The organism is Janthinobacterium sp. LS2A (assembly GCF_036543145.1).
Classification (GTDB): Bacteria; Pseudomonadota; Gammaproteobacteria; order Burkholderiales; family Burkholderiaceae_D; genus Janthinobacterium; species Janthinobacterium aestuarii.
The window spans coordinates 130,474-154,931 of the sequence record NZ_JAZHPB010000002.1 but is presented as its reverse complement, the minus strand read 5'-3'; the positions used below and the strand labels follow the sequence as shown (position 1 = coordinate 154,931).

The 24,458-nt window shown below is 65.0% G+C and carries 20 protein-coding genes; 9 read left to right on the top strand and 11 right to left on the bottom strand.

Features of this window, described 5'->3' with window-relative positions:
* The first annotated feature begins 4 nt into the window (after positions 1–4).
* From V3C40_RS06515 to V3C40_RS06490, 6 genes are all read left to right on the top strand, one after another.
* A complete protein-coding gene (locus V3C40_RS06515) occupies positions 5–1,045 on the top strand; it encodes an NAD(P)-dependent alcohol dehydrogenase (protein WP_331776932.1) in 1,041 nt (346 codons plus the stop codon).
* Between the two features lie 2 nt (positions 1,046–1,047).
* Positions 1,048–2,172 (top strand): ABC transporter ATP-binding protein, encoded by a 1,125-nt coding sequence (locus V3C40_RS06510; RefSeq protein WP_331776931.1) that lies wholly within the window; start codon positions 1,048–1,050, stop codon positions 2,170–2,172.
* A 35-nt stretch (positions 2,173–2,207) separates the two neighbouring features.
* Positions 2,208–3,098 carry an AraC family transcriptional regulator gene (locus tag V3C40_RS06505; RefSeq protein WP_331776930.1) on the top strand — a complete coding sequence of 297 codons (891 nt, stop codon included), beginning with the start codon at positions 2,208–2,210 and terminating at the stop codon, positions 3,096–3,098.
* A 17-nt stretch (positions 3,099–3,115) separates the two neighbouring features.
* Positions 3,116–4,585, top strand: coding sequence for a xylulokinase (gene xylB / locus V3C40_RS06500; protein ID WP_331776929.1), 1,470 nt, complete (start codon positions 3,116–3,118; stop codon positions 4,583–4,585).
* 232 nt (positions 4,586–4,817) lie between these two features.
* On the top strand, positions 4,818–6,446 hold the full coding sequence (locus V3C40_RS06495; RefSeq protein WP_331776928.1) for a methyl-accepting chemotaxis protein: 1,629 nt from the start codon (positions 4,818–4,820) through the stop codon (positions 6,444–6,446).
* A 168-nt stretch (positions 6,447–6,614) separates the two neighbouring features.
* A complete protein-coding gene (locus V3C40_RS06490) occupies positions 6,615–8,429 on the top strand; it encodes a putative bifunctional diguanylate cyclase/phosphodiesterase (protein WP_331776927.1) in 1,815 nt (604 codons plus the stop codon).
* Here V3C40_RS06490 and V3C40_RS06485 read toward each other — a convergent pair.
* From V3C40_RS06485 to V3C40_RS06450, 8 genes are all read right to left on the bottom strand, one after another.
* Complete coding sequence (locus V3C40_RS06485) at positions 8,420–10,867, bottom strand: TonB-dependent siderophore receptor (protein WP_331776926.1); 2,448 nt, start codon at positions 10,865–10,867, stop codon at positions 8,420–8,422. The two genes, V3C40_RS06490 and V3C40_RS06485, sit on opposite strands and share 10 nt — an antisense overlap.
* Positions 10,868–10,958: 91 nt before the next feature.
* A complete protein-coding gene (locus V3C40_RS06480) occupies positions 10,959–11,912 on the bottom strand; it encodes a FecR domain-containing protein (protein ID WP_331776925.1) in 954 nt (317 codons plus the stop codon).
* Positions 11,909–12,436, bottom strand: coding sequence for a sigma-70 family RNA polymerase sigma factor (locus V3C40_RS06475; protein WP_331776924.1), 528 nt, complete (start codon positions 12,434–12,436; stop codon positions 11,909–11,911). The genes V3C40_RS06480 and V3C40_RS06475 overlap by 4 nt, the downstream gene beginning before the upstream one ends.
* A gap of 5 nt (positions 12,437–12,441) precedes the next feature.
* On the bottom strand, positions 12,442–12,795 hold the full coding sequence (locus tag V3C40_RS06470) for a DUF3325 domain-containing protein (RefSeq protein WP_034747326.1): 354 nt from the start codon (positions 12,793–12,795) through the stop codon (positions 12,442–12,444).
* Entirely contained in the window at positions 12,795–14,417 is a 1,623-nt protein-coding gene (locus V3C40_RS06465; protein WP_331776923.1) for a PepSY-associated TM helix domain-containing protein, read from the bottom strand. The genes V3C40_RS06470 and V3C40_RS06465 overlap by 1 nt, the downstream gene beginning before the upstream one ends.
* Positions 14,414–14,749 (bottom strand): DUF3649 domain-containing protein, encoded by a 336-nt coding sequence (locus V3C40_RS06460; protein ID WP_319990872.1) that lies wholly within the window; start codon positions 14,747–14,749, stop codon positions 14,414–14,416. Before V3C40_RS06460 ends, V3C40_RS06465 begins: the two co-directional genes overlap by 4 nt.
* 2 nt (positions 14,750–14,751) lie before the next feature.
* Positions 14,752–15,498 carry a DUF4198 domain-containing protein gene (locus V3C40_RS06455; protein WP_331776922.1) on the bottom strand — a complete coding sequence of 249 codons (747 nt, stop codon included), beginning with the start codon at positions 15,496–15,498 and terminating at the stop codon, positions 14,752–14,754.
* A gap of 51 nt (positions 15,499–15,549) precedes the next feature.
* Positions 15,550–17,811, bottom strand: a complete 2,262-nt coding sequence (locus V3C40_RS06450; protein ID WP_331776921.1) for a TonB-dependent siderophore receptor — start codon at positions 17,809–17,811, stop codon at positions 15,550–15,552.
* Between the two features lie 316 nt (positions 17,812–18,127).
* Here V3C40_RS06450 and V3C40_RS06445 point away from each other — a divergent pair, with 316 nt between their 5' ends.
* The 3 genes from V3C40_RS06445 (at position 18,128) to V3C40_RS06435 (ending at position 21,552) form a co-directional block, all read left to right on the top strand.
* Positions 18,128–19,759: an alpha-D-glucose phosphate-specific phosphoglucomutase gene (locus V3C40_RS06445; RefSeq protein WP_331776920.1), complete on the top strand. Its 1,632-nt coding sequence runs from the start codon at positions 18,128–18,130 to the stop codon at positions 19,757–19,759.
* Positions 19,760–19,911: 152 nt separating this feature from the next.
* A complete protein-coding gene (locus V3C40_RS06440; protein WP_070301402.1) occupies positions 19,912–20,211 on the top strand; it encodes a helix-turn-helix transcriptional regulator in 300 nt (99 codons plus the stop codon).
* A gap of 3 nt (positions 20,212–20,214) precedes the next feature.
* Positions 20,215–21,552 carry a type II toxin-antitoxin system HipA family toxin gene (locus V3C40_RS06435; protein WP_331776919.1) on the top strand — a complete coding sequence of 446 codons (1,338 nt, stop codon included), beginning with the start codon at positions 20,215–20,217 and terminating at the stop codon, positions 21,550–21,552.
* A gap of 73 nt (positions 21,553–21,625) precedes the next feature.
* Here V3C40_RS06435 and V3C40_RS06430 read toward each other — a convergent pair whose 3' ends face one another.
* The 3 genes from V3C40_RS06430 to V3C40_RS06420 all read right to left on the bottom strand — a co-directional run bounded on the left by V3C40_RS06430 (position 21,626) and on the right by V3C40_RS06420 (position 24,439).
* Positions 21,626–23,200, bottom strand: a complete 1,575-nt coding sequence (locus tag V3C40_RS06430) for a POT-type proton-dependent oligopeptide transporter (protein ID WP_051990839.1) — start codon at positions 23,198–23,200, stop codon at positions 21,626–21,628.
* Between the two features lie 81 nt (positions 23,201–23,281).
* The gene (locus tag V3C40_RS06425; protein ID WP_331776918.1) at positions 23,282–23,839 is read right to left on the bottom strand and encodes a GNAT family N-acetyltransferase; all 558 of its coding nucleotides are present in this window, start codon (positions 23,837–23,839) and stop codon (positions 23,282–23,284) included.
* 87 nt (positions 23,840–23,926) lie between these two features.
* Positions 23,927–24,439 carry a hypothetical protein gene (locus V3C40_RS06420; RefSeq protein ID WP_319990877.1) on the bottom strand — a complete coding sequence of 171 codons (513 nt, stop codon included), beginning with the start codon at positions 24,437–24,439 and terminating at the stop codon, positions 23,927–23,929.
* Positions 24,440–24,458: the final 19 nt, after the last annotated feature.

The following is a 24,458-nucleotide window of genomic DNA, read 5'->3' as shown; positions in this document are numbered from 1 at the left end:
CATCATGCAAGCACTCGTACTGGAACACGCGCATTCCATCACCCTGCGCGACATCGATTTGCCGCTTGCCGTCGGCCCGCGCGACGTGAAAATCAAGATCCATACCGTGGGCATCTGCGGCAGCGATGTGCATTACTTCAAACATGGCAAGATCGGCCCCTTCGCCGTCGAAGCGCCGATGGTGCTCGGCCACGAGGCGTCCGGCGTGGTGGCCGAAGTGGGCGATGGGGTGACGCACCTGAAGGTGGGCGACCGCGTCTGCATGGAGCCGGGCGTGCCGCAGTTCGATTCGCCGGCCACCATGCGCGGCCTGTACAACCTGGACCCCGCCGTACGCTTCTGGGCCACGCCGCCCATCCACGGCTGCCTCACGCCGTATGTCGTGCATCCGGCTGCCTTTACCTTCAAGCTGCCCGACAACGTCAGCTTTGGCGAAGGCGCCATCGTCGAACCGCTGGCCATCGGCCTGCAGGCGGCCAAGAAGGCGGCCATCAAGCCGGGCGACGTGGCCGTGGTGATCGGCGCCGGCACCATCGGCGCCATGAATGCGCTGGCCGCGCTGGCGGGCGGCTGCTCGCGCGTGATCCTGGCCGACCTGGTGCCGGAAAAGCTGGCCCTGTTCGCCGGCAATCCCGCCGTGACCACGGTCGACGTGCGCCACGCCAGCCTGTTTGATACGGTGCGCGAGCTGACCGACGGCTGGGGCGCCGACATCGTTTTCGAGGCCAGCGGCAGCATGCGCGCCTACGACAACATCGTCGACCTGCTGTGCCCGAACGGCTGCCTGGTGCTGGTCGGCATGCCGCCCGAAAATGTCCCTTTCGATATCGTTGCCATCCAGGCGAAGGAAGTGCGCATCGAATCCGTGTTCCGCTACGCGAACATCTTCCCGCGCGCGATCGCCTTGCTCGCCTCGGGCAAGATCGACGTCAAACCCTTCATTTCGCGCACCTTCGGCTTTGCCGACGGCGTGCGGGCGTTCGAGGAAGCGGCCCAGGGCCATCCGCGCGACGTCAAGATCCAGATCGAACTGGCAGGAGACTAACCATGGCAAACATCGCTTGCAGGCAGTTGCACAAGACCTATGACGAGAAGACGGCCGTGCTGCAGCCGTTCGACCTGGAAATCGACGACGGCGAATTCATCGTCCTGCTGGGGCCATCGGGCTGCGGAAAGTCGACCTTGCTGCGCATGATCGCGGGACTGGAAGACATCAGCGGCGGCGAGCTGCACATCGGCGGCGCCATCGTCAACGACTTGCCGCCGCGTGCGCGCAACGTGGCGATGGTGTTCCAGAACTACGCGCTGTATCCGCACATGACGGTGTACGACAATATCGCCTTCGGCCTGCGCCGCCTGAAGGTGCCGAACGACGAGATCGAGCGCCGCGTGCGCGAGGTGGCGGCCATTCTCAGCCTGGACAGCCTGCTGGAACGCAAGCCGCGCGCCATGTCGGGCGGCCAGCAGCAGCGCACGGCCATTGCGCGCGCCATGATCAAGACGCCGCAAGTGTTCCTGTTTGACGAACCGCTGTCGAACCTGGACGCCAAGCTGCGTGCGCAACTGCGCGCCGACATCAAGCGCCTGCACCGCCGCCTGCGCACCACCACCCTGTACGTCACGCACGACCAGCTCGAAGCCATGACCCTGGCCGACAGAGTGGTGCTGATGAAGGGCGGCCATATCGAGCAGATCGGCACGCCGGCGGAACTGTACAACCATCCGCGCACCCTGTTCGCGGCCGGGTTCATTGGCACCCCTGCCATGAACTTCATCGATGGCGTCGTCGAAAAAGAGAGCGGGCAAACGGTGCTCGTCTGCGCCGGCTACCGCTGGCCATTGATATCGCCCCGCTTCACCGCGCTGGCCTCGGGTACGCGCGTGGTATTCGGCCTGCGTCCGAATCACTTGCGCGCGGCGCTGCCGCAGGAGCAGGCAGGCACGCATGGCCTGGCGTGCGTGATCGACCTGGTCGAGCTGCTGGGCGCCGAAGCGCTGATCAGCTTCCAGTGCGGCGCCCTGAGCCTGTCGGCGCTGCTGCCGGCGAACGCGGCCAACAGCGCGGCGCAGGTGGGCCAGACCCTGGCGCTGGCCTTCGATGAAGAGCACATGCACCTGTTCGACGCCGACAGCGGTCTGGCTTTGGCGCTCAATGCCCAGGTAAGTGGTTAGAATAGCTGGCAACGAGACCGCGCAAGGGAACTGCCGTGACGCCTGACCTGGAACTGATCCACAAACCGATCCATGAATCGTTTCGCGCGTGGGCGCACGGCTTTCCGCATACGGTGGCGAAATGGCATTTTCATCCCGAGTACGAACTGCACTTCATCATCACGTCAAACGGCAAATTTTTCATCGGCGACCATATCGGCAGCTACGGGGCGGGCAATCTGATCCTGACGGGGCCGAACCTGCCGCATAACTGGGTCAGCGAATTGCCGGAAGGCGTGGTCTTGCCCGAGCGCGACCTGGTGCTGCAGTTTTCCGGCGACTTCATCGAACGCTGCGCGCTGCTGTTCCCGGAAATGGCGCCCCTGAAAGCCCTTCTGGGCGAGGCTGCCAGGGGCTTGCAATTTCCCGATGCGCTGGGCCTGCGCCTGGTGCCGCTGATGAAGGAATTGACGACGGCGCAGGGCTTGCGCCGGGTCGAACTGTTTACGCGCCTGTTTGGCGAGCTGTGCGACTGCCGCGAGCGGCGGCCCCTGGCCAGCGTCACCTATCTGGCGCAGGCCGGCCGCTACATGTCGTCGACCATCAACCTGGTGCTGGCGTATATCAAGCAAAACATCACGCTCGATTTTTGCGAGCAGGACGTGGCCGACGTGGCGGAAATGAATACCTTGAAATTCACGCGTTTCTTCCGCAAGCATACGGGCACCTCGTTCATTCAATATGTGAACCAGGAGCGCATCGCGCTGGCCTGCGAACTGCTGATGAACACGGACATGAAGGTCACCGATATCTGCTACCGCACGGGCTTCAACAACCTTTCCAATTTCAACCGCCAGTTTTTGGCGCACAAGCACATGTCGCCGTCGAAATTCCGCTCCTGCCTGCTGATGAACATGCCCGATCCATCCGGCGACGGCCATTCTTAACTTTATTCTGGAATCAAATGACTTATCTCGGTATCGATATCGGCACTTCCGAAGTCAAGGCCATCCTCACCGATGACGCGCAAACCATCGTTGCCAGCGCCGGCGTGACCCTGCGCGTGTCCAGCCCCCATCCCGGCTGGTCGGAACAGAATCCCGAAGACTGGTGGCACGCCACCCTGGACGTCATCGCCGCCATCCGCGCCGCCCAGCCGGTGGCATTTTCCGGTTTGCGCGGCATCGCGCTGTCGGGCCAGATGCATGGCGCCACCCTGCTCGACAAGCAGCAGCACGTGCTGCGCGCGGCCATCCTGTGGAACGACACGCGCGCGTTTGCCGAATGCGTGGAACTCGAGGCGCTGGTGCCCGAGTCGCGCGCCATCACGGGCAACCAGGCCATGCCCGGCTTCACGGCGCCCAAGCTGCTGTGGCTGCAAAAGTACGAGCCATCGCTGTTCCGCGCCACGGCCAAGGTCTTGCTGCCCAAGGATTACGTGGCCCTGCGCCTGACGGGCGAGTATGTGTCCGACATGTCCGACGCTTCCGGCACCCTGTGGCTGGACGTGGCCAAACGCGACTGGTCCGAGCGCATGCTGGCCGCCACCGGTTTGACGCGCGAGCACATGCCGCGCCTGGTCGAAGGCAGCGCCGCCGCCGCGCAGGTGCGGCCCTCGCTGTGCCAGGAATGGGGCATCGCGCACCCGGTGCTGCTGGCCGGTGGCGCGGGCGACAATGCGGCGGCGGCTGTCGGCCTGGGCGTGGTGGAGCCGGGCGCCGGCCTGCTGTCGCTGGGGACCTCGGGCGTACTGTTCGCCGGCAGTGACGGTTTTGCACCGAATCCCGGCCAGGGCGTGCACGCATTCTGCCACTGTCTGCCCGAGCGCTGGCACCAGATGAGCGTGATCCTCAGCGCCGCGTCCAGCCTCAGCTGGGTGGCGCGGCTGACGCAGTCGGGCGACATCGGCGAATTGGTCAGCCTGGCGGAAAACGTCGAGGCGCGCACGGCGCCCATCTTCCTGCCGTATTTGAGCGGCGAGCGCACGCCGCACAACGACGCTTCCGCGCGCGGCGTGTTCTTTGGCCTGTCGACGGAACACGGCCGGGCGGAACTGGCGTACAGCGCGATGGAAGGCGTGGCTTTTGCCATGGCCGACGGCAATGCGGCCCTGCGCAGCGCCGGCACGCATCTGGAAGAAGCATCGTTCGTCGGCGGCGGTTCGCGCAGCCGCTTCTGGGCACAGCTGTGCGCGAATGCCTCGGGCTTGAACGTGCTGCGTCACGACCATGGCGCGGCTGGCGGCACCATGGGTGCTGCGCGCCTGGCGCAGATGGCCGTGACGGGCTTGCCGCCCGCGCAGGTGTGCACGCGGCCGGCCGCGCAGGAGACAATCGCACCGCAAGCGTCCGCCATGCTGGACGAACGGCTGGCGCGCTACCGGCGTCTGTATCCGCTGCTGCGCGCGGAGTTTGCGGGAGCGGCTGCGGTGTAGCGCTGAAGCGACCGGCAAGATTGCCGGCCTGACCATGCTGCGAGCGCGTCACTATGGCCAGGCAGTCAACCTTTCCTTGTAATTTGTTGTTTCTATGTTGAAAGTGTTTCTCTAGCGAAAGCGTTACTTGGTTTTTCACGGGGCGCACCGCATGATTTCCCCATTTGGTGAGAATTGGATAGTTTTGGCGGCGCCTTTGTTGCCATCCTGTTCTTGCCGCCGGGAGAAACCCATGCAACTCGCGAATCTGAAAATCTCCATCCGCCTCGGTCTGTTGGGCGCCTTCTTCTTTCTTGCGCTGGTGTTCGTCGGTGTGCGTGGCTGGAGCGCGCTCGACGCGGCCAGTGCGCGCAGCGCGGACGCCATGCAGCACTCCGTGGCCCTGACGGAAGCGGTCGATGCGGCGCGCAGCGCGCAGGTGGAATTCAAGATCCAGGTGCAGGAGTGGAAAAACATTTTGCTGCGCGGCGGCGATGCGGCCGCCTTCCAGCGTTACCGTGAAGCGTTTGTCGCCAGCGGCGCGCAGACGCGCAAGGAATTGAAAAGCCTGCAATCGATGATGGCGGCGCTGGGGCTCGACACGGCGCCCGTGGTGCAGGCGCTGCAGGCGCACGATGCGCTGGGCGTGAGCTACCTGGCGGCCCTACAAAAATTCGATGGCGCGCGCGCCGACAGCGCCCACGTGGTCGATGCGCTGGTCAAGGGCATGGACCGCGAACCGACGCGCCAGATCGACGCCATCGTGACGACCATCGGCAAACAGTCGCACAGCCTGATGGCGAAGATGAAGGAGCAGGACGCGGCCGCGCACCGCAGCGCCAGCATCGCCATGCTGGCCACCGTGCTGGTGACCCTGGTCGTCGGCAGCGTCACCGTGTGGTGGCTGATCCGCAGCATCACGGTGCCGCTGGGCGCGGCTGTCGGCATCGCCCAGCAGGTTGCGGCCGGCGACCTGCGTGCCGTGGTGGCCGATGGCAGCCGCGATGAAATCGGCGATCTGCTGCGGGCCCTGAAAGCGATGAGCGGCAACCTGGCCGCCATCGTGGGACGTGTGCGCACCGGTACGGACGCCATCGCCACGGCCTCGGCGGAAATCGCCAGCGGCAATATGGACCTGTCCTCGCGCACGGAAGAACAAGCCAGCTCGCTGGAAGAGACGGCCGCCTCGATGATCGAGCTGACGTCCACCGTGCGGCAGAATAACGACAACGCCGACCAGGCGCGCCAGCTGGCTGGCGGCGCGTCCGACGTGGCGCAGCGCGGCGGCGCAGCCGTGGCGCAGGTGGTGCAGACCATGAGCCATATCAATGCTTCGTCCAAGCGCATCGTCGACATCATCGCCGTCATCGACGGCATCGCTTTCCAGACGAATATCCTGGCCCTGAATGCGGCCGTGGAAGCGGCGCGCGCGGGCGAGCAGGGGCGCGGCTTTGCCGTAGTGGCGACGGAAGTGCGCAGCCTGGCGCACCGCTCGGCCGCGGCGGCCATGGAAATCAAGCAGCTGATCGGCGAATCCGTGCGCACGGTGGAAGAGGGCAGCGTGCTGGCCGGCCAGGCGGGGCGCACGATGGATGACGTGGTGAGCAGCGTGCAGCGCGTGAATGCCATCATCGGCGAGATCGCCGTGGCCAGCGTGGAGCAGCGCGACGGCATCGAGCAGATCAGCATCGCCATCAGCCAGATGGATGGCGTGACGCAGCAGAACGCGGCCCTGGTGGAGCAGGCCGCCGCCGCCGCGGACGCGCTGCAGCAGCAGGCGGCCAGCCTGGCCGACGCCGTCAGTATCTTCAAGCTGCACGGCACGCCCGGCGTGGCCGCATCGGCGGGCGCCGCCCCGGCCCGGACGCTGTCGCTGGCCTGAAGCGGGCGTGCCACGCGCCGCTTGATGCCAGTCAAGCGGCGCCCGATCAGGCAAATATCGCGCCAAAATTCTTATATTATTTCCTTTCAGCATGTATCTGCGCCCGGCCGCATGGCGCACGTTGCAAAGGAAAACCATGTTCCGTACTTTCCGCCTGCCGGGTGACGCATGACGGCGCTGCTGCTGGCGCTGTGCCTGGCCCTGGCCATGGTGCTCGCCGTGCTGCTGGCCTGCCAGTGGCGGGCGGCGCGCATGTGGCGCATGCGCCATGCGACGGGCGTGGTGCTGCAGGCGGCGCAGGCGCAACGCATGGCAGATGCGCTGTCGCTGCTGCATGCGCTGCCGGCGGCCGTCATCGGCACCGACCACGATGGCGTGGTGCGGTACCTGAATCCCCGCGCCAGCGCCATGGGCGGCTTGCAGGGCGACGATGGCCCGGGCCAGGCCGTGACGCAGCTGCTGCCGCTGTTTCATGATGGCACGCCCATCGATGCGGCGCGCCAGGTGCGCGACTGCGTGGCGCGGCAGGAAGTGCTGGAAGTGGCGCGCGGCGCCGTGCTGCTGCGCCATCTCGACGGCAAGCGCATCGACGTGCAGTACAGCTGCGCGCCACTGGCGCAGGGCGGCGCGGTGCTGCTGCTGCACGACGTGTCGGCCCGCCGGCGCGCCGAGCAGCAGCTGGAATTCATCGCCCACCACGACGGCTTGACGGGCTTGCCGAACCGTTTGCATTTCCAGATCCGCTTCGAGCACGGCATCGCCTACGCGCGCCGCCACCAGGGGCTGCTGGCCGTGCTGTTCGTCGACATCGACCGCTTCAAATCCATCAACGACAGCCTGGGGCACGACGTGGGCGATCAGGTGCTGACGGAGTTCGCGCGCCGGGTGCAGCAGTGCGTGCGCAAGGTCGATACGGTGGCGCGCCAGGGTGGCGACGAATTCATCATCCTGCTGACGGAACTGCGCACGGCGCACGATGCCGAGCGGGTGGCCGAGAAAATCGTCCGCGCCATCGCCGCCCCCTTCGTCATCGGCGAATACAGCCTGTCGGTGGCGGCCAGCGTGGGCGTGGCCCTGTACCCGGACGACGATGACGACGTCAATGCGCTGATCGAAAAGGCCGACCTGGCCATGTATGCGGCCAAGCGCCACGCGCCCGGTACTTGCCAGCGCTATGCGCCGCGCATGCAGACGCAGTCGTATTCGCGCACCATCCTCGAGACGGCCCTGCGCCACGCGCTCGAACGCAATGAATTCGTGCTGTACTACCAGCCGCGCATGGACTTGAAGACGCGCAGGATCACGGGCGTGAAGGCGCTGCTGCGCTGGAAGCACCCGGAACTGGGCTTGATGATGCCGCTCGACTTTTTGCCGGTACTGGAGGAAAGCGCCTTGATTCTGCCGGTCGGTGCCTGGGTGCTGGCCACGGCCGTGGAGCAGGCGCGCAGCTGGATCGCGCAGGGGCAGATGCTGACGGTGTCCGTCAGCCTGTCGGCGCGCCAGTTCTACCAGCGCGATATCGCGCGCAATTTCGCCGCCGCGCTCGAGGCGGCCGGCGTGCCGGGCCATTGCATTGAATTGGAAATCGCCGCCGGCATCCTGATCGACAGCAACCAGAACTGCGAACTGATACTGCGCCAGTTCCGCCAGCTGGGCATGGCGATCGCCATCAGCGATTTCGGCACGGGCGACGCTTCGCTCACTTACCTGAAACGCTTTCCCACGGATGCCGTGAAGATCGAAAAGTGCTTCGTCGACGACCTGGGCAAACCGGGCGGCGATAGCGCCGTGGTGCGCGCCATCGTGGCGATGGCGCGCACGCTCGGACTGCGCACCATCGCCGGCGGCGTGGAAAGCGGCGAGCAGCTGGAACTGCTGGCCGAGATGGGTTGCGACGAAGCGTTTGGCTATTTTCTCGGCCGCGCCGTGGCGCCCGAGGACATCGAGGCGCTGCTCAAAAGTAGCGAAGCCACTCAGAACTGATAGCGCAGCGCCAGCATCGCGTTGCGCGGATCGCCGTAGTAGCCGCCCATGCCCGTCGAATAGTACTTCTTGTCGAAGACGTTATTGACGTTCAGGGTCGCCACCAGCTGTTTGCTGACCTGGTACTGCGCCATCAGTCCCGCCACCGCATACGCCTTCTGCGTGAAGCGTTCGCCATTCGGTCCGCGGTCATCCATGTAGATATCGCTCTGCCAGTTCACGCCGCCGCCCAGCACCAGGCCAGGCACGTCTTGCGCCAGGCGCCAGGTGGTCCACAGCTTGGCCATGTTCTGCGGCTGGTTGGTCTGGATGCGTGCGCCGGCGGCATTGCGGATGCGGCTATGCGCATAGCTGGCCGTCAGCTGCCAGTCGGGGCGCAACTGGCCCGATACTTCCGCCTCGAAGCCGTGCGTGGTGGCGCCCTTGACCGTGTGATAGGCGTAGGAGCCGCCGCCCGTGCCGATGATCCAGACATTGCCCGGATCGGCTTCGGCCAGGTTTTCCTGCTTCAGCTGGAAGAGGGCGGCGCTGGTGGTGAGTTTGCCGCCGAAGAATTCCCCCTTGGCGCCCACTTCGTAGTTCTTGCCTTCCAGCGGCGCCAGGAAGCGGCTGTTGACGTCGCGCTGGCTTTGCGGCGTGAAGATGCTGGTGTAGCTGGCATAGGCCGACCAGTTTCGGCCCAGGTCGTAGACGAGGCCCGCATACGGCGTGATCTTGCCGTTTTCGCGCATCGCGTCGTACAGGTCCGTGTCGGCATCGTAGTCGCTGCGGATGTCGCGCTTCCAGTACGACAGGCGCGCGCCCAGGATCACCGACAGCGCGTCCGTCGGGCGCAGGCGCAGCGTCGAATACAGGCCGCTTTCGCGCTCCTTGTCGTACGAGCTGCCCAGGCGCGTGCCGCTGTAGTCGGGCACCGGCATGTCGCCATTCCAGGCGTGGATATTCGGCACCGCATGGTCATAGCCGGCCAGGCGCCAGCCCGGATAGATGGGGCTATTCGTCTCGAGTTCCGAGGCGCTTACGCCCAGCACCAGTTCGTGCTGGCGGCCGAAGGCCTGGAACGGTCCGCTGACGTACGCGTCGAGCGAGGTCTGTTGCGGCTTGCTGTGCCAGTTGGCCAGCCACAGCCGCATGCCGCCGCCCGTCATGCGGTCCGGGTAGCCATTGCCGGAAAAACCCTGCAAGGCGTCGTACCGGTTGCTGCTGCGGCTCACGGCCAGCTTGGCGATCCAGTCGTTGTCGAAATAATGGTCGAGCGTGGCAAACAGCATGTTCTGCTCGCGGTCATACGTGCTCCACGCGGCCGTGCCGTTCATCGAGCGGGGGAAGCGGGTCTGCGAGCCGTCGGCATAGAACATGGGGAATTCGCGGCCCGCGCCCTTGAGCTTTTCCTGCTGGTAGTTGATGCCGGCGCTGAGCACCGTCGACGGCGTCAGGTCCGCTTCGACGATGGCGTACAGCACGTCCTTTTTCTGCCGGTAGCGGTCGATGAACGAGCGCTGGTCTTCATGCGCGGCGACGAGGCGCGCGCGTACCTTGCCGTCCGCCGTCAACGGCGTCGAGACGTCGCCTTCGATGCGGTAGCGGTCCCATGATCCCAGCTGCGCGCCGGCCGTGGCGGCAAAAGCGCGGCCCGGGCGCTTGCGCACCAGGTTGACGGCGGCCGACGGGCTGCCCGTGCCGCTGATCAGGCCCGTGGCGCCGCGGATGATTTCCACGCGGTCGTAGATGGCCATGTCGTAGGTGCGCGCTTCCAGGTTCTTGCTGGTCGGGATGCCGTCGAACATGTACGACGTCACTTCGAAGCCGCGTGAAAATACCTGGTCGTATTCGCGCGTGCTCGACGAATGGTCGACCGTGATGCCGGGCGCCTGCACCAGCACGTCCTGCAAGGTGCGCAAGCCCTGGTCGTCGATCTGCTGGCGCGTGATGACGCTGACGGCCTGCGGCGTTTCGCGCAGCGACAGGTTCAGGCGCGTGGCGCTGGTCAGGCCGGCGTAGCCGCGCTTGCCTTCCGTGGTGCCGTCGCGCAGGGCGCTGGAGCTGACGGCCACTTCGTCCAGGGTGGCGGCAATCGGCGCGCCGGTCGATGCGGCACCCGCCTTGCGCAGCACGTAGCTGCGTTCCCCGCTGGGCAGCGCCTCGAGGCCCGTGCCGGCCAGCAGGCGGGCCAGTGCCTGCGGCACCGTGTAGCTGCCGCTCAGGCCCGGCGTGCGTACGCCTTGCAGCAGTTCGGCCGCCGCGCCCACGCTCACTTTTGCTTCGATGGCAAAGCTGGCGATGGCGGCGGACAGTTCGCCGGCCGGCACGTGGAAGACCGTTTGCGCGGCGGCTGGCGCGGTGGCATCGGCCGCCATGGCCGGCGCTTGCGCCAGCGACAGCAGGATCACGGCGCTGCCGATGGCGCGCGCGAGGGGAGTCAAACGGGGTGGGTGCATGGTCTGGCCTTTCCGGTGAGTGTCGTTGTAAGGTATCGTTGTAATACCCTCAGGACAGGTCACGGCGAAAAAAGGGGCCAACTTTTCACGATTATTTTTTGCGGGCCGCGATGGTGACCCAGTACGGGGTGCGATACAGCACGTCGACGGGCAGCATGCGCGCCAGGCTGTCCAGCACGGCGCCCGTGTCGTCGAGCTGGAAGGCGCCCGACAGGCGCAAGCCCGCCACTTGCGGCGCCACGCGCAGCAGACCCGGGCGGTAGCGTGACAATTCGGCAGCGAAGGTATCGAGTCGCATGTCCTGCACCGCCAGCATGCCGCGCGCCCACGCATCGGCTTGCAACGGCGCCGGCGTGGGCAGGCCCGCGTGATTGGCGTCGAAGCGGCTGTGCTGGCCCGCCACGAGCGTGCGGACGGTGGCCGATGCCGCGCGCGGCGTGATTTCCACCGCGTGTTCGAGCACCGTCACGCGGCTGCCGTCGTCGTCGACGCGCACGGTGAAGCGCGTGCCCAGCGCGCGGATGCGACCATGGCAGGTGGCGACGATGAAAGGGCGGCTGCCCGCATGGTCGGGGCGCGTCTGCACGAGCACTTCGCCGCGGCGCAGCGTCAGCCGTCGTTCGCCGGCGCCATACGCTACGTCGACGGCGCTGTCCGTATTGAGCACCACGGTGCCGCCGTCGGGCAGCGAGACTTCGCGCCGTTCGCCCACGCCGCTGCGGTAATCGGCCAGCATGTCGTGGCGCACCAGCAGCCAGGCGGCGGGCGCCGCCATCAGCGCCAGCAGCACTTGCACTGCCACGCGGCGCTGCGGCCGGCGCAGCACGGACACGGCCAGGTCCGGCGGCAGCATGCCTGCCGTCTGGCTTACCTGCCGCACCCGGTTCCAGGCGCGCGCGTGTTCCGGGTCGCGTGCACGCCACTGGGCGCTGGCTGCCAGGTCGTCCGGCGTGGCCTGGCCCGACTGCTCCAGCAAATACCATTCGACGGCCTGGCGCGCCACCTTGCGCGACAACGGTGGATATGGCGAAGTGGCCGCGCTCATGCCGGCAAGTCCTGCGCCAGCAGCACGCATTCGGTCAGCGCCTCGGCCATGTAGCGCTTCACGGAACGCTCGCCGATGCCCAGCTGCGCGGCGATGTCCGCATAGGCATGGCCTTCGATCTGCGCCATGATGAAGACGGCGCGCACCTTCGGTTTCAGGCCGTCGAGCATCGTGTCGACCGCTTGCAGCGCCTGCAGGATTTCCGCGCGCTGCTCGGTCGATGGCACGTGCTGTTCGGGCAGGGCGGCCAGCGCGGCCAGCCACGCGCGTTCCAGCGACTGGCGGCGCAAGTGGTTGATCAGCAGATGTTTGGCGACGGTCGCCAGGTAAGCCTTGGGCGCGCGCAGGGCCGGCGTGTGCGGCTGCATGGGTGCACCGGCCAGCAGGCGCGCGAAGGTGTCGTGCATCAGGTCGGCCGCCTCGGCAGCATTGCCCAGGCGCCGCTGCAGCCAGTGCACCAGCCAGCCGTGGTGCGCGCGGTAATGGCTTTCCAGCTGCGTGGGCAGCAGGGGTGGCATGGCCATGATAATTACAGCACTGCCAGCGCGACGGCGGCCAGCAAGGCCGCCACGCCGATGATGCGCGCCAGGCGCATGGCCTGGTGGGGCGCATACGGCAGCAGCCAGATCAGCAGCAAGCCGCAGCCCGTCAGGCTGCCGACCCAGTAGACGAGGCCATAGCCGCCGCCGGCGATGTGCATGGCCCAGGCCAGGGCCGCCGCCAGCGCCAGCCAGCCTGCCCACTGCAGGCGGCGGCGCAGCGGCGCGGGCGGTTCGGCGCCGCGTCCGTGCAGGTCGGCGTAGTGGCGGTCCATGGCCAGGCACAGCGAGGACAGACCCGCATAGCACAGGGCAAAGACGAGGAAGTTCGACAGCAGCTCCATCACGCGGCCTCCATCGTCTGCGCCGGTTGTACTGGCGCCGCCCTGGCCGCTTTCACGGGCAGCGGTTTCAACTTGAACGCCGCATACGCGAGGCCCAGGCCCAGCACCAGTACCACCAGGTCGAAGGCGGCCACCGCCACGGGGCCACGGCCCAGGAACAGCGTGACGCCCAGGTGCGAATTGGTGGTGAAGACGTTCAGCACAGGGAGCGACGCCAGCAGGAAGGCGCCGGCGGCCAGCTGCATGCGCCACATGGCGCGCGACGGGCGCAGCTGGGCGATGATGGCGGCCAGGGCCCAGGCGCCGAAGAAGCAGGCGATTTCCTCTTGCGGCCGGTCTTCCATCGCCACCGGCAGCAGGCGGTTGGCCCAGAAGTAGGCGCCGAAGGCGATCGGGATGCCGGCGATGGCGCCGATGTTGAGCGCCTCGACCAGGCGCAGGCCGAAGCTGGCGCGCTTGCCGGCGGCCAGCGCCTTGGCCTGCTTCTGGCGCGTCTTGACGGCCCATAGCAGGGCGCCCGTGGCGACCATGGCGCAGCCGGCCAGGCCGGACAGGAAGAACAGGGCGCGCAGCAGCGGGCCGCCGAAATGCGCGACGTGCAGTCCCACCATCACGCCTTGCGTGGCGGCGGCGCCTGGCTGTGCGTCGCCATCGGTCGACAGCAGCTTGCCGGAAACGCCATCGAATTCCATCGATGGCTGTTTCGATGACATGTCGCGCCCGCCCGCGCGCGTCAGCGAAATGGTGGCGTTGGCGTCGCCCGGATGGCTGACGGAAATGCGCTCGACCTTGCCGCCGCCCCAGTGCTGTTCCGCCTGGCGCACGAGGGGCGCGAGCGCCGTCAGCGGCGTGGCCACGCCGGCCGGCTTGCTGTCGCCCGAGCGGCCGGGAAACGCCTCGGCGAAGAAGGCATCCTTGTCGCCCTTGTAGGCGGCCGTGGCACCCGATGGCATGTACAGGAACATCAACGTGACGAGGCCCGTGTAGGTGATCATGATGTGGTAGGGCAGGGCCAGCACGGCCGTCACGTTGTGCGCATCGAGCCACGAGCGCTGGCCCTTTTTCGGCCGGAAGGTAAACAGGTCCTTGAAGATGCGCTTGTGCGTGACGATGCCGCTGATGATGGAGACGAACATGAACATGGCGCAGAAACCCACGATCCAGCGGGCCCATATGGCCGGCATGTAGTGCAGGTCGAAGTGCAGGCGGTAGAGGAATTCGCCGCCCCGCGTCTCGCGCGGCTTGGACAGCACCTCGCCCGTGGCCGGGTCGGCTTTTTCGCTATGAAAATTGCCGCGCCGTCCGCGTTTCTTTTCGCCCGGTTGCGACGGCTTGCTCCAGCCCAGTTGCGTGGCGGCGCTGCGCTCGCCGGGCAGGCTGATGAACCAGCGCGTGGCGCCCGTGGCCCGCTCTTCCATTGCCTGCTGCGCGACCTTGGCAGCTTCCTCGGTGCTCACTTCGCTGGCGGCGGCGCCATGCAGTTCGGGCTGCATCCATAGTGTGATTTCATTGCGGTAGTAGCTGGCCGTGCCGGCGCAAAACACCAGCAATAAAATCCAGCAGACGAGCAGGCCGGACCAGGTGTGCAGCCATGCCATCGACTGGCGGAAACCTTCTTTCATGCGAGACTCCAGGATAGTGCGTCCATCCACTGCAGGATGGCGGCGATGACGGCGGCCGGCATCAGTAGGCCCAGCCAGGCGCGCAGGGCGCTGCGCGTGGCGAAGACCCACATCACGGCGCAGGTGTAGATGGCAAACGACAGCAGGGTAGCTGCCATGACGGCTTCGGAACGGGCCATGGGCAGGCTTACCGACAGCAGCATGGTGACCAGCGCGGCCAGCACGTAGCCGCCGACGATGGCCGCCACGCTGCGCGAGGCCACGCCGAGCCGGTACACGGCGCCGGCGGACAGCCGCAGGCGCGGCATCTTAATGATGGCTGGCGCTGGCATGGTCAGTCGTGATCCTTGCTGGGCGGCAGGGCCGGGCCGGCCGGCAGCGGCGTCACGCCTTGCGGCTGCACCAGGCTCAGGGTGGTCACGAACATGGCCTTGTCATAGGCTTGCGCGGCGCGCTGGCCGGCCGTCTTGTCCGTGTGCTGCACTTCCAGCACATAGGTGCCCTTCCATGGCAGCGGGAAGCTGACCAGGCCTTGCGCATCGCTCCACGCTTCCTTGCCCCAGCCCGATTGCACCACGGCGTTGACCTTGGCTTGCGCCAGCGGCTTGCCCTGGTAGCTGACCTGGAACTGGCCTGGTTTGCCGGTCGGCACGAGGTCCAGGGTCAACGCTGGCGTCTGGGCCTTGCCGTCGGCGATCAGGCGCGCGGCCGGGACCCACACGGTGCGCGTGGCCTTGCCATCCTTTTTCTCTTCCCACGACGGGTAGTTGTCTTCCTCGACGATGATGCTTTCGCCGGCGCCCACCTTGCCATTGAGGAGGAACGCGCCGGCAGTCTTGCTTGCCTGCAGCGGCTGCGTGCCCTTGGCCGACACCCACGTCACGTTCTTGATGCTGAACTTGTCGAGCAGGCCGGGCGACGCTTCGCGCAGGTTGTCGCCGAATTCGCCGAAGTAGACGCTGGCCGCCTTGCCGTCCTGCTGCAGCCAGATCTGGTGCGCGCTGGCGCTGCCGGATGCGATGGCCGCGCCCAGCAGGGCGGTGGCGAGGGCGCCGAGGCGCGCGATGGAAGTGATGTGCATGGTGTATCCCTTATCTTGTTATGTGAGTGGAAAATCGGCTCGTATCGTGCTTCAGTACTGGTAGCGCAGGTTCAGCGCCACGTTGCGCGGCTCGCCGTAATAGCCGCCGTTATAGAAGCCCACGCGGCGGAAATACGTCTTGTCGAACAGGTTGTTGACATTCAGGTTGGCCGACAGTTTCGGGCTGATCTGGTAGCGCGCCATCAGGTTGGCCAGCACGTAGCTGCCCTGGCTGACCCGGACCTTGTTTTTGTTCGGCAGGGTGGCTGTCGTGTAGATCTCGTTCTGCCAGTTCAAGCCGCCGCCGACGGTGACGTTTTGCAGCTCGCCCGGCAGGCGGTAGGTGGTCGAGACGCGCAGCATGTTGGTCGGCTGGATGGTGTTGGTCACCACGCCCTTGCCCGTCTTCGATTTGCTGTGCGTGTAGCCGGCGAACAGCTGCCAGCCGCTCAAGGGGCTGCCCGACACTTCCGCTTCGTAGCCTTTGCTTTTCGTGCCCTTGCCCGAAGAGACATAGGGACGGCTGCCATCGGGCAGCACGAAGGTCAGCGGCACCGATTTGTCTTCCTCGCCCAGGTTGTCCTGCTTGGCTTCATACACGGCGAACGAAGCATTCACGGCGCCGTCGAAGAATTCGCTCTTCACGCCCGCTTCCACGTTGCTGCCCGTGATCGGGTCGAGGAAGGCGTTGTTCTTGTCCTTCAGGTTTTGCGGCTTGAACAGGTCCGTGTAGCTGGCGTACAGCGAGGTGCTCTTGCTGACGTCGAGCACCAGGCCCGCATACGGCGTGACGACGTCGTCCGTCTTGTAGGCGGAGCTGCGCTTCACGAAACGGCCCTGGGTGTCGATGCGGTCGTTATATGTTTCCCAGCGGGAGACGCGCGCGCCGGCCAGCACCTTGAAGTTGTCCGTGACGTTGATGCGCGTGGCGATGAAGGCGCCCGACTGCTTGGTGGTGGCGATGTCGCGCGCGCCCGTGCGCGTCAGCACCGGCTCGGGCACGTCGCCCGTCCAGTGGCGGAAGTCGGGGATGGTGGTGGCGTAGGGCAGCGGATCGGGCAGCAGGGTTTCATTCGTCGTGCCGGTGCGCTTCCAGCCGTTCACACCCAGCACCAGGTCGTGCTGGCGGCCGAACAGCGAGAAGGCGCCATTGGCCGACAGGTCGAAGTTGTCCTGTTTTTCATCGTAGGGGAAGGCGCCGCTCCACACTTCCAGGCCGCTGCCGTCGCGGTTGGGAAAGCCGCTGCCGCCGTAGAACAGCTTGCCGTTCGAGGAGCTGTCCAGGCGCCCGTAGGCAGCCTTGATCTTCCAGTCATTGGCGAAGCGGTGCTCGAGGTAGACGTATTTGTTTTCGAATTCACGCTCCCAGCTGCTCCACTTGGCCGCCATGTTGAACGAGCGGGGCATGTTGGCCGAGGTGCCGTCCGAGAAGAACAGGGGCGTGGTGCCCCAGCTCGTGCCTTTCGGCGTGTTCTTTTGATAGTCGATGCCGGCCGTCAGCAGAGTGTCCGGCGTCAGGTCCGCCTCGACGATGACGGCGCCCACCAGCTTGCGTTCCTTGTACAGGTCCATATAGGAATGGCGGTTCTGGCCGGCCACGACGACTCTTCCGCGGATGCTGCCGTCGGCATTCAGCGGCGCGCTGATGTCGCCTTCGAGGCGGACTTTGTTCCACGAACCCACGGTCAGGCCGGCCGAGGCGGCGAACTCCTTGCCGGGACGCTTGTGCAGCATATTGATGGTGGCCGACGGGTCGCCATTGCCGCTGACCAGGCCCGTGGCGCCGCGCACGATTTCGATGCGGTCATAGATGGCCGTGTCGAACAGCGCATTGCTGCCGGAATTGACGGCCACGCCATCGATCTGGTAATTGCCGATGGAAAAGCCGCGCGCCGAAAAGCTCGTGCGTTCGCTGTCGTTTTCCTGCACCGTCACGCCCGTCGACTGCACCAGCACCTCGGCCAGGCTGTTCAGCCCCATGTCGTCCATGCGCTGGCGCGTCACCACGGAAATCGATTGCGGCGTTTCGCGGATGGAAAGACCCATGCGCGTGGCCGTGGCCATCTGCTTGGTGGTGTAGGAACCCGTGTGCTCGGTCGACGCCTTGTCTTGCTGGGCTTGCACCTTGATTTCGCTCAAGGTGGCTTCTTCGGGCTTGGCGGGCGCTTCCGCTGCCAGGGCCGCGCCCGCGCCCAGCGCCGCCGTCAGCAAGGCCGAATGCACGGCGATGGCCAGCGGGCGCATGGCAACCTTGGAAATCGGTGGGGAAAACGGGCCGGCAACCATGCCGGCCAGCGAACGTGCTCGCGCCATGAAACATCCTTCTTCTCGTGCGCCTGCCTTTGTGCGGCAAACAGGTATTGATAGGGGAAGGCTTGCTTGGCGTAGTGCCTGGCTGGCGCAGCGTGTCATCCAGCTGCGCACCAGCCGGTGACTGCGTGCAGACTCTGGTGAGAGTCTAAATGTGAATGAGAACTATTCTTATTATAGTGCGGGGTTGCGAGACATGCAAGAGTGAGCTGCGGCATTGCCGCAGCCAGCGTAAGCGGTTTACCGCACCGTGGCAGACGTACAACGCTTTGCCGCCAGCCGCGCATGCGTTAACATGCAAAGTTAACATGGAGGCAAGATGGCTATTCAAATCATCAATACGGCGCCGATAGCCGGCCAGCGGCCAGGCACGTCGGGCCTGCGCAAGAAAGTGGGCGTGTTCAGCCAGCCGCAATACCTGGAAAATTTCGTGCAGAGCGTTTTTGACACGCTCGGCGACTGCCGCGGCCAGACCCTGGTGCTGGGCGGCGACGGGCGTTACTACAACCGTGCGGCCATCCAGACGGTGCTGCGCATGGCGGCCGCGCACGGCTATGCGCGCGTGCTGCTGGGGCAGGGCGGCATCCTGTCGACGCCGGCCGTCAGCTGCGTGATCCGCAAGCAGGGCGCCAGTGGCGGCATCATCCTGTCGGCCAGCCATAACCCGGGCGGCCCCGATGGCGATTTCGGCATCAAGTACAACATCGCCAGTGGCGGCCCGGCGCCCGAAAAGGTCACCGAAGCCATGTTTGCGCGCACGCAGGCTATCACCGAATACCGGATCAGCGACGCTGCCGATATCGACCTCGATACCCTGGGCACCGTGCGCATCGAGCAGATGACGGTCGAAGTGATCGATTCCGTCGCGGACTACGCGGAACTGATGCAGCAGCTGTTCGATTTCGACGCCATCCGCGTCCTGTTCGCGGGCGGCTTGCGCATCTGCTTTGACGGCATGCACGCCGTCTCCGGCCCGTATGCGACGGCCATCCTGGAAGGCATGCTGGGCGCGCCGAAGGGCAGCGTCATCAACGGTCTGCCCCTGGAAGACTTTGGCGGCGGCCATCCGGACCCGAATCCCGTCAACGCGCAGCAGCTGATCGCCATCATGGCCGGCGCTGATGCGCCGGACTTCGGCGCCGCCTCCGATGGTGACGGCGACCGCAACATGATCGTCGGCCGACGCTTCGACGTGACACCCTCGGACAGCCTGGCCATCCTGGCCGCCAACGCCAGCGTGGCGCCCGGCTACCGCGCCGGTTTGTCCGGCATCGCCCGCTCCATGCCCACGTCGGGCGCGGCCGACCGGGTCGCTGGCGCGCTGGGCATACCGTGCTACGAGACGCCGACGGGCTGGAAGTTCTTCGGCACCCTGCTCGACGCCGGCATGGCCACCTTGTGCGGCGAAGAAAGCTACGGCACGGGCTCGAACCACGTGCGCGAAAAAGATGGCCTGTGGGCCGTGCTGTTCTGGCTCAACCTGCTGGCAGAGAAGAAGCAATCGGTGGAAGACATCGTGCGCGCGCACTGGGCCATGTATGGCCGCAACTACTATTCGCGCCACGACTACGAAGACATCGACAGCGCTTGCGCGGCGCAGCTGATGGAGGCCGTGCGCGGCCAGCTGGCCGCCTTGCCGGGCCAGGTCGTCAATGGCTACACGGTGGCGCTGGCCGACGACTTCAGCTACACGGACCCCGTCGACGGCTCCGTGGCCACGCAGCAGGGCATCCGCATCATCATGACGGACGGCGCGCGCATCGTGCTGCGCCTGTCCGGCACGGGCACCGAGGGAGCCACCCTGCGTTTGTACCTGGAACGCTACGAAGCCGATCCGGCCCGGCACGATATTCCCACCCAGGAAGCGTTGGCGGGGCTGATCGCGGTGGCGCAGCAGGTCGCGCAGATCCGCGAGCGCACGGGGCACGATGCGCCGACGGTGACGACCTGACAAATACAACCTTCAAACTGTCATTTCGATTTACAGTTTGAGGGTTGTATTATGAATTTACAGCGTTTGGGTTGTATTTTTAAAATACAGCCTATGACTTGTATCTTGTTTGATTGCTTCTATACTATGAGCTAACCGTCCGGAGTTACCTCATGCGCTACCCCATCAAAACCCTGCAGCAACTACGCCCTTTGCTGATCAGCTACCGCAAGCAGGCTGGACTTACCCAGCAAGCCCTGGCGGAGCGGCTTGGCGTGACACAGCAAAGTTACGCGCAGATCGAAGCCAATCCTGCTTCGACCAGCGTCGAGCGCCTGTATCTGATATTGCGCCTGCTTGGTGTGGAGATGGAATTGGCAAGTGCCGATGCTATCCCCGCGTCCAGAGGTAGCATGGGGGGAATGCGGCCGGAAAAAATCGTTCCCCCATCCGGGGAGAAGGACGTCTGGTAAGTCATGGGAAGAAAAGCACATGCGCAACGCCTGAACGTCTGGCTGAACGGTACGCCTGTCGGCTGTTGGGATGCCATGCCAGGCAAATCCTCGTTCACGTATTTCGATACGTGGCTCGATGACGAGGCCGGACGACCATTGTCGCTCTCCATGCCCTTCAAGCCGCACAACGAGGCTTACCGGGGCGCCGTGGTCCAGCATTACTTCGATAATCTGTTGCCCGACAGTGAACCGATCCGGTGCCGTCTGGCCTTGCATTTTCATACCGACGGTATTGAACCGTATCAACTGCTTGCAGCAGTCGGGCGAGACTGTGTCGGTGCGATCCAGTTGCTGCCGCCCGGTGAAACGCCGGTGGATCTGTTTTCCATTACAGGCGAGCCGCTCGATGCGGCGGGCGTCGCCGGCATCTTGCGCAATACTCTTGCCGAGAAACCTTTTGGGCACGGGACAGAAGCGGATGAGCTGCGCTTGTCGATTGCCGGTGCTCAGGAAAAAAGCGCCTTGCTGTGGCATCAAGGCCAATGGCACCGACCCACGGGCAACACTCCCACTACGCATATCTTCAAATTGCCGATGGGGCTGGTGGGCAATATGCAGGCCGACATGCGCACCTCGGTGGAAAATGAATGGCTGTGCTCGCAAATCATGCATGCTTTCGGGCTACCTACGGCCTCCTGCTCGATCCAGACCTTCGATGGGCTGAAAACCCTGGTGGTCGAACGTTTCGACCGCCGCCTTTCGCATGACGGCAGCTGGATAATACGATTGCCGCAGGAGGATTTTTGCCAGGCTACCGGCACCTCGCCGTTGCGGAAATACCAGGCCGATGGGGGGCCAGGGATTACCAGGATCATGGAGATTTTGCTCGGTTCCGCACAAGCTGAAAGTGATCGACAACGGTTTTTCAAAACGCAGCTCATTTTCTGGCTGCTGGCAGCCACCGATGGACATGCCAAGAACTTCAGCATCGTTCACCTGCCCCATCGCCAATTCCAGGCAACCCCGCTGTATGACATCTTGTCCGCCCATCCGATCATCGGCAATGGCGCGCATCAGCTTGCGTATCGGCGCGCGAGGCTGTCCATGGCGCTGCGCGGAGCGGGAAATCACTATCACATCGACGAGATCCAGCGCCGCCATTGGTCCAGCCATGCCCGGCAAGTCGGCCTGGGCGCGGCCGTTGCCGAACATATCATCGAAGAGGTATTGGCCAGCGTGGATGACGTCATCGCTCAAGTCAGTGCGCTTCTGGCGCAGGATTTCCCCGCTGATGTAGCCGCATCCATTTTCGATGGATTGCGGCGGTCAAGCAAACGGCTGCGCGAGATGCCGGCCTGAATAGTACGACTGGAAATAAAAAAAGCGCCCGACCATTGCTGGCGGACGCTTCTTTTCACTTCACTTACTTACATCACGCCTTGCCCGGCACCACCGCCTGGCGGTAGTTGTCGACCATCTTGTAGCGCTTCGCATACAGGCCGAAGGCCAGCATGGCCACGGCGGCGAAGGCGGCGAAGAAGAACATCTGGAAGGCCGTCACGCTGATGCCGCTTTCGGCGATCTTGCCGATCACGCCTTCGTTCATGACGCTGCGGTTGACGATCAGCACCCACAGGTTGCCCACCGTGGTCGACAGATTCCAGAAGCTCATGATGGCGCCCTTCATCGAGACGGGCGCCTGGCTGTAGGCAAACTCCAGTCCCGTCGCCGAGACCAGCACTTCGCCGAACGTCAACAGCGCGTACGGCAGGATCTGCCACATGATGGAGACGGCGCTGCCGCTGTCGAGGGCCAGTTGCAGCAAGCCGATGACGATCCACGCCAGCGAGGAAAAGCCGATACCGGCCGTCATGCGGCGCAGGGCCGTCGCTTCCCAGCCGAAGCGGTTCAGCATCGGGTACAGCACCAGGTTGTTGAACGGGATCAGGAGCATCACCAGCATCGGGTTCAGCGCCTGCATCTGCGCCGGCAGGAACCAGCTTGGTTTTTCCATGGTGTTCGCCTGCACGATCCACGTCGAGGCCTTCTGGTCGAACAGCGAGAAGAACGGCGTGACGAGGGCGAAGATGACGAGGATGCGCAGCACTGCGCGCACGCCTTCGACGGCTTCGTCAGGGTGGATGCCGCGTGCGCGTTCCAACTGCATGGCCGTGCCGATGCTGCCGAAGGCCAGCAGCAATACCAGCGCGGTACACGCGGAAATCACGAAGCCCCATTCAGGAATGCTGTAGAACGCATACAGGGCGCCGATCACGCCGACGTAGGCCACGTACAGGCCGGGACGCGAACCGCCGTCGACGCGGGCCAGCAGGGCCGTGCGGGCCACGCGGGTAAACGAATCGGGGTTCGGCGGCGCTGGCGGCACGTGCACGTATTTCTTGGCACCCATCCAGAAGACGATGGTGGCGGCCAGCATCATCAGGCCGGGGATGCCGAAGGCGATCGACGGGCCATACTTTTTCAGGAACAGCGGCATCAGCAGCGACGCGAAGAAGGAGCCGAAGTTGATGATCCAGTAGAACAGGTCGAAGACCAGCTTGGCCTTGTGCTTGTTGGTCTGGTCGAACTGGTCGCCGACAAACGAGGCCACCAGCGGCTTGATGCCGCCGGAACCGAAGGCGATCAGGAACAGGCCGAAATAGAAGCCGTTGACGCTGTTTTCAAACAGGGCCAGACAGGCATGGCCGGCGCAATACACGAGGCTGAGCCAGAAGATGGTGTTGTATTTGCCGAAGAAGCGGTCGGCCAGCCAGCCGCCCAGCAGCGGGAAGAAGTACACGCCGATGACGAAGGTGTGGAACACGTGCTTGGCTTCGCCCGTGCGCTGGTCGATCGGGATCATCAGCAGCAAGGTGCTGATGAGGAATGGCGTCAGGATGTTGCGCATGCCGTAAAAGCTGAAGCGTTCGCAGCCTTCGTTGGCGATGATGTACGGTATTTGCCGGGGCATTTTGCCCGTGGCGGTTTGTGTCTCGGCCGATGACATTGGCTCTCCCCAAGTTTTTTTTGTAAGCCGCGATGCTAAGGCCTGCCGCGTTTGCTTGCAACAGAAAAAACGGCCTGTCCGCTATTTCGCAGGGATTTGTAAGGTATTGATTTTCATAAAGACATTACTTTCGGCACTTGCAAGGGCAGGGCGGGGCAGCAACAGTTGCATTTGCAGCATGCCATCCGATGCGGGACCGTCCGCCAGGGTAAAACCGCAGCCCAGGTACAGGGTCAATGCCGCGTTGTTGTCCTGTGCCACGGCCAGGCGCACGCGGGCCAGTTCGGGCACGCCGCAGGCGTGCGCGATGGCGGCCTGCACCAGTTGCCGTCCCGCGCCGTGCCCGCGTGCCTGCGGCGCCACGTACACGCTCCACAGGCTGGCCTTGTCATGCACGACGGCGATCGGTTCGCGGCGCAGGCCGGCAATGCCGATCAATTGTTTCTTGTCGAAAGCGCCAAATATTATTTGGTGCGATGTGGTGCGCAAGCGCTCGGCTATCCGTGCCAGCGGCAAGCCGCTTTCCGCCGCATGCGTGGTGCAGAAGGCGGCGGGCAGTTCGGCGATGCCGGCCAGGCGCAGCGCGCGGTAGGCGCTGGCGTCGTCTGGCGTGAGGGGGCGGACAGTGATGGCGGGCATGTGGGCGAGTATCGGTCTTCGATGCCAGAAAGTAAAGCTTGCGCTGCAACGCCAGCGTCCCGCCGCAAGGCTCGCCGGTGTAGGGCGTTACTGCGTCGCGATGCGCTGCATGGGCGCGTTGTCCTTGCGCCATTGTTCCAGGCTGATCAGGTCGCCGCTGACGGTGTCGTCGACGAGGATGCGCTTGCCGTCGGGCGTGACGACGAAACTTTCCCAGCGGTGCGCCGCATCGGGCGTGCTTTCGAAAAAGCTCAGCTGATAGCAGGCGACGCCATCGACGAGGCGCGTCTCGGGCGACGTTTCCATCACGGCGCCGTGCGCGCGGCCGCCCGAAGCCTTTTCGATATGCGCCGACCAGGCCTTGATTTCCGGCAAAGCCAGCAAGGCATCGACGGCGCGCGCGTTCTGTTCTTGCGCCGTCGTCTGGCTGCTTGAGGCCTTGGCATGGTCACCGTGCGGCGCGGATTGCTGGTGCAGGTAGAAAGCGCCGAGGCCGGCGGCCAGCAAGCCGGCCAGGATGCCGGCGATGATGGTGGTTTTGGAAGAAGAGGCGCGTGGCGGCATGATGGTGGGATGAGAAAGAACGACGATGGCGGCCATGCTAAAGCAAAACGGGCAG

Bases quoted from the DNA above. Each gene is read 5' to 3' on its own strand.
- V3C40_RS06485 (WP_331776926.1), bottom strand. From the start codon at position 10,867: ATGCACCCACCCCGTTTGACTCCCCTCGCGCGCGCCATCGGCAGCGCC.
- V3C40_RS06515 (WP_331776932.1), top strand. From the start codon at position 5: ATGCAAGCACTCGTACTGGAACACGCGCATTCCATCACCCTGCGCGAC.
- V3C40_RS06430 (WP_051990839.1), bottom strand. From the start codon at position 23,200: ATGTCATCGGCCGAGACACAAACCGCCACGGGCAAAATGCCCCGGCAA.
- V3C40_RS06470 (WP_034747326.1), bottom strand. From the start codon at position 12,795: ATGGAGCTGCTGTCGAACTTCCTCGTCTTTGCCCTGTGCTATGCGGGT.
- V3C40_RS06420 (WP_319990877.1), bottom strand. From the start codon at position 24,439: ATGGCCGCCATCGTCGTTCTTTCTCATCCCACCATCATGCCGCCACGC.
- V3C40_RS06495 (WP_331776928.1), top strand. From the start codon at position 4,818: ATGCAACTCGCGAATCTGAAAATCTCCATCCGCCTCGGTCTGTTGGGC.
- V3C40_RS06425 (WP_331776918.1), bottom strand. From the start codon at position 23,839: ATGCCCGCCATCACTGTCCGCCCCCTCACGCCAGACGACGCCAGCGCC.
- V3C40_RS06455 (WP_331776922.1), bottom strand. From the start codon at position 15,498: ATGCACATCACTTCCATCGCGCGCCTCGGCGCCCTCGCCACCGCCCTG.
- V3C40_RS06460 (WP_319990872.1), bottom strand. From the start codon at position 14,749: ATGCCAGCGCCAGCCATCATTAAGATGCCGCGCCTGCGGCTGTCCGCC.
- V3C40_RS06510 (WP_331776931.1), top strand. From the start codon at position 1,048: ATGGCAAACATCGCTTGCAGGCAGTTGCACAAGACCTATGACGAGAAG.
- V3C40_RS06435 (WP_331776919.1), top strand. From the start codon at position 20,215: ATGGGAAGAAAAGCACATGCGCAACGCCTGAACGTCTGGCTGAACGGT.
- V3C40_RS06465 (WP_331776923.1), bottom strand. From the start codon at position 14,417: ATGAAAGAAGGTTTCCGCCAGTCGATGGCATGGCTGCACACCTGGTCC.
- V3C40_RS06440 (WP_070301402.1), top strand. From the start codon at position 19,912: ATGCGCTACCCCATCAAAACCCTGCAGCAACTACGCCCTTTGCTGATC.
- V3C40_RS06475 (WP_331776924.1), bottom strand. From the start codon at position 12,436: ATGGCCATGCCACCCCTGCTGCCCACGCAGCTGGAAAGCCATTACCGC.
- V3C40_RS06480 (WP_331776925.1), bottom strand. From the start codon at position 11,912: ATGAGCGCGGCCACTTCGCCATATCCACCGTTGTCGCGCAAGGTGGCG.
- V3C40_RS06450 (WP_331776921.1), bottom strand. From the start codon at position 17,811: ATGGCGCGAGCACGTTCGCTGGCCGGCATGGTTGCCGGCCCGTTTTCC.
- xylB (WP_331776929.1), top strand. From the start codon at position 3,116: ATGACTTATCTCGGTATCGATATCGGCACTTCCGAAGTCAAGGCCATC.
- V3C40_RS06445 (WP_331776920.1), top strand. From the start codon at position 18,128: ATGGCTATTCAAATCATCAATACGGCGCCGATAGCCGGCCAGCGGCCA.
- V3C40_RS06490 (WP_331776927.1), top strand. From the start codon at position 6,615: ATGACGGCGCTGCTGCTGGCGCTGTGCCTGGCCCTGGCCATGGTGCTC.